This window comes from Gammaproteobacteria bacterium (assembly GCA_003696665.1).
Taxonomy (GTDB): domain Bacteria; phylum Pseudomonadota; class Gammaproteobacteria; order Enterobacterales.
Map to the genome: position 1 here is coordinate 1 of RFGJ01000639.1, position 3,767 is coordinate 3,767.

Here is a 3,767-nt window from a genome sequence, read left to right on the forward strand (position 1 = left end):
CTGACGGCAGGCTGCCGTAGCTCAGGGGTAGAGCACTCCCTTGGTAAGGGAGAGGTCGTGAGTTCAAATCTCACCGGCAGCACCACTCCTCGAAGGCCAGGTCCTGTTTTATTATCAGTTTGATTCCTATAGAGAAATTCTTGGATTACCGAATGTCGGCGCGGGCTGCCGAGGCAAGAACATTTCGCGAACGGTCGCGACATTCCGGTACGATACGAGACGGAACAGCACAGAAACATGCGCCGCAACCCGTGCAAAATCCGTGCAGTCCGTTCCGGCGATGTTCGCCTCGGCGACCTGTCGACTACCGCGGCGAACCTAATTCTCACTTGGGCGTTGGGGCCAGATTTTTGTTGGGGCTGAGATAAATAGATTTTCTCAGCCACCTATGTGCGTCTCTTTAAAAAACCTTACCTCTGGTTTCTCTATGATTCATCTGCAGAAAAACCTATCACCTACCCGCCAGCCGCCCTCGTACTGCTCGACCTAGGCCGGAAGGGCGGCTAAGACTTTGCCGACGATCTCGCCCAACGCGCCTGCGTCCGAGACCCCGCCTGCAAACTGGTTGTTAAACACGAGGAGATGTTAAAAGGAGAATCGGAGCGTTCGAAGAGGATGGTCCTTCTCACCTGTATTTTCATGATTAGGGCACACATATATCTCTGGGGATAGCCAAGCACTTACTATATATTAAAAGTTCACTTCCAGTTCTTCGATTAAACGCTGTGTAGGGCAGCTTGAGCTCTATTAGTTCGTAATCGCTGTACAAATCGTGAATCTCAGGAACATTATCATATGTCATAATCCATCTGATGCTGCTTGTTACCCGCTTAAGATATGCTGCGAGCAAAGCATGATCTTCAGGCTTATAATGATTGAGGTAAAGCTGAGGCCCCTTGATGTAATATGGAGGATCTAAGTAGACTAGTGTTTTGTCAAGGTTTTCGAGTTTTCCAACCACCATGTCTAGGAAATTAAGAGCATCCATATTATAAATATGGATGCGATCCCTGTACATATAAATTCTTTCGATACGCCTGACTAGTTCATCTTTGTTATAGCGGGCATTAAGTTTCCATTTTCCTTTTTGGGTGAACCCACCGATTGGCCCGCCATTGACGATAATCCCGGAACGATTGCACCTGTTTAAGTAGAAGCTGGCAAAGGCCACCTTAATTTGTGAATGTCGCTTATGGTTTCGATAAATCTCTCTCTGCCTTTTCCACTCTTCAATGGTGACAGGTGTATCACGTAAGCGCTCAATAAAATCATTCTTGCTATTAAGAATTGCATTCCAGAACGCAAAAATGCAGGGATCCGCATCGTTTAGATAAACGCGTTCAACATGTTCGCCAAAAAGAAGGTTTAAAGCTGCTCCTGCACCACCAGCGTAAGGTTCAACGTAAACACCATCCCGCAGCCCATTCAATGCGAGAACATCGGCTAAGAAACCCGAAAGGATTGCCTTTCCACCGGGGTATCGTAGTGGACTGAAAGCATTTGCCATGCTTTGGAATCCCTATCAGCCTGCCTCTTCGTTTTCATCTGGTTCGACAAGGATAATCTGAAAAAGCCCTTCAAGCTGTTGCCAGAAGTTCCGTAAAATATCTTCATTCGGATAAAAATGTTGATTATGCACAAATAGATTTAGTGAATCGATTGACAAAAGTTCATTTTTCTGGACAATCAATTTGCGTAACACCTTTAATAGGTTGCCATTTTTGATGAGATTCGCATCATCATTGACTATATACTTTAGCATTTCATAAAGTGTTGGATGCCAGTCACGAGGAAGATTTTGTTTCCTACTTTTTCTTCTTTCTTTCTCCAATCTTCTCATTTTATACAAATGACCCGTTCTTTCCAAGTAGTAGCCGAGACTCATCTCAAGTAAACTACGGAACATTAACCCTACAGCATTTGGGTACTGAGAAACAGGAAGCTTCTTTAGTTCGGCAAAAACGTCATTTATTCGTTGGTTATTTACGTTACATGAGAACGAGCTGGGAATAAGTGCTCGCGGCTTAGGTCTGCTTTTCGGCTTCTTCTTTGCAGCCCCCGTTTTGGGGATGGGCTTTCGCTTGGCTGCTACTTTAAGGAGTTCAGCAGCTGTAAACCTACCTTTTTTAGAAAGATCTGGTCTCTGATCACCAAAAGATTTGAGATACTCATCCATCTCTGCTGTTGTGTTGAGCGTCCGAGAGTGAACTTTTCCAGTAGTAATATCAGAAACGATCTTGGTGTAACCCTTCTTAAACTCATTGACTTCAATTAATCCAATAAGATTCTTGTTCTCATCGAAGGTAATGCCTAGAAATCTATTGACTTTTGGATTCTTGTAGAGGCGCTCGAGGTTAGTAATGGGAAAATCGCGGGGATTCTGAACCTTTTTTGCTATGTCTTCTGGTAAATCAAGTGCACATGCAATTGAGTACATGGTATAACGTTGCAATACATCAGTGATTTCCGATATGTTTAAGTTGTATTGATCTACAATATCATCGACTGATAATCCACGATCAACTAAGTTTCGATAAAATTTAGCTTGCATAAGTGGACTCCAGCTTTCGATCTGGCTCCGGGTGTGTTTGCTCATAATCACGGGAGCCGCAGCCTCACGAGAGGGAGCATGAATCACTTTGACCTTTCGAATGGCGTTTGGATCAATCCGCTTTGCTAAAGCTCTAAAGCGACGTTCCCAAGCTTCATCAGGAGCCGCTTCCGGACTAAGAAGAAGCTTTAGGGCAGCAAGGCGCCGATTGCCTTCAACAACATACTTATTTTTGCCCTCTTTTACGATAATCAGGGATTCTACCGGATAGTAGCCGTTTTCAACGATGCTTTTTGCTAACTCATAAACTTTGTCATTGGCGAGAAGATCCGCAAGGAGATCACGTTGTGAGAGGTTTTCTCCAGAGTCCGGAATACGAGGGTTATTGGGATCCAGCAACAGATTTGTGACGGTAAGATACGCTTCTTTCCACTTACTGTAGTCAATCATTCCTACAACCCTCCTTTGCAGCCAAATGGCCGACGACTCGCTGGGAAAACCGGGGAGTTAAGCAGCATGCTTGGTCGCATAGCATCGCGACGATAAAGCGTTCATCTGCGCTTAACTGGATCTTTTCACTACCCATGTTGATTGCCCCCCACTCGCATGTGTTTATAATCATAGCATAAACCACGGCCATTCTCAAAGCACGAGACTGGTCTCGCGCAACAATACACGGCTGCTGATGCTGCCTGGAGCGCGGCGACCTGCACACGCACGATCGTCTCTCTCAAGCCATGTGAGGGGGAGGGGTTTCATCATGCGCCTCAATCGCCGGTACATCGGTGCAGGCCGCGAGGGCAGCCGCGAGGCACCGCTCGGCGAGCAGGGCTCGGCGAGCAGGGCTTTGACCATGTCGCCGAGAGCGGCATCGGGTTGGAGGGTCTCGACGGGGCTGGTCGGACGCTGCGGCAGCTCCCGGACGCACGGGACGGGGACTTCGATGCGCTGGATGCGCACATGCGATTCGGGCGTGCGGGGACCGGCGCAGGCCGCGAGCACGCTGGCGAGCACGAGCGTGATGGCGACGCGCCTCGTCATCGGAAGAGCTCCTCGCCCAGGAGGCGATCGACCGCGCGGCACTCCTCGATCGACGAACCGTCGGCGGCGTTTCGACGGGATTCGCCCCCGCCTTGCGGATGCATTCCGATCATATCATCAGGATGTGATCGTCGAGGGCCGATCACCGGTCGCCGACAACCGATCCCCGCCAAGC

At 48.2% G+C, this 3,767-nt stretch carries 4 protein-coding genes and 1 tRNA gene; 1 reads left to right on the plus strand and 4 read right to left on the minus strand.

Annotated elements, in window-relative coordinates; all coding sequences use genetic code 11:
- Positions 1-10 precede the first annotated feature (10 nt).
- A tRNA-Thr gene (locus D6694_15345) sits at positions 11-85 on the plus strand.
- Between the two features lie 558 nt (positions 86-643).
- Here the strand turns inward: D6694_15345 and D6694_15350 are convergent.
- From D6694_15350 to D6694_15365, 4 genes are read right to left on the minus strand one after another with little or no spacing between them, the layout of a single operon-like run.
- Entirely contained in the window at positions 644-1,507 is an 864-nt protein-coding gene (locus D6694_15350) for a DNA adenine methylase (protein ID RMH34191.1), read from the minus strand.
- Positions 1,508-1,522: 15 nt separating this feature from the next.
- On the minus strand, positions 1,523-3,001 hold the full coding sequence (locus tag D6694_15355) for a hypothetical protein (protein ID RMH34192.1): 1,479 nt from the start codon (positions 2,999-3,001) through the stop codon (positions 1,523-1,525).
- Entirely contained in the window at positions 2,994-3,191 is a 198-nt protein-coding gene (locus D6694_15360; GenBank protein ID RMH34193.1) for a hypothetical protein, read from the minus strand. Before D6694_15360 ends, D6694_15355 begins: the two co-directional genes overlap by 8 nt.
- Positions 3,192-3,193: 2 nt before the next feature.
- Entirely contained in the window at positions 3,194-3,592 is a 399-nt protein-coding gene (locus D6694_15365) for a hypothetical protein (GenBank protein RMH34194.1), read from the minus strand.
- Between the last annotated feature and the right edge of the window lie 175 nt (positions 3,593-3,767).

What these genes read in the sequence shown, in the direction of transcription:
- D6694_15350 (RMH34191.1), bottom strand. Translation starts at nt 1,507, where the DNA reads ATGGCAAATGCTTTCAGTCCACTACGATACCCCGGTGGAAAGGCAATC.
- D6694_15355 (RMH34192.1), bottom strand. Translation starts at nt 3,001, where the DNA reads ATGATTGACTACAGTAAGTGGAAAGAAGCGTATCTTACCGTCACAAAT.
- D6694_15360 (RMH34193.1), bottom strand. Translation starts at nt 3,191, where the DNA reads ATGGCCGTGGTTTATGCTATGATTATAAACACATGCGAGTGGGGGGCA.
- D6694_15365 (RMH34194.1), bottom strand. Translation starts at nt 3,592, where the DNA reads ATGACGAGGCGCGTCGCCATCACGCTCGTGCTCGCCAGCGTGCTCGCG.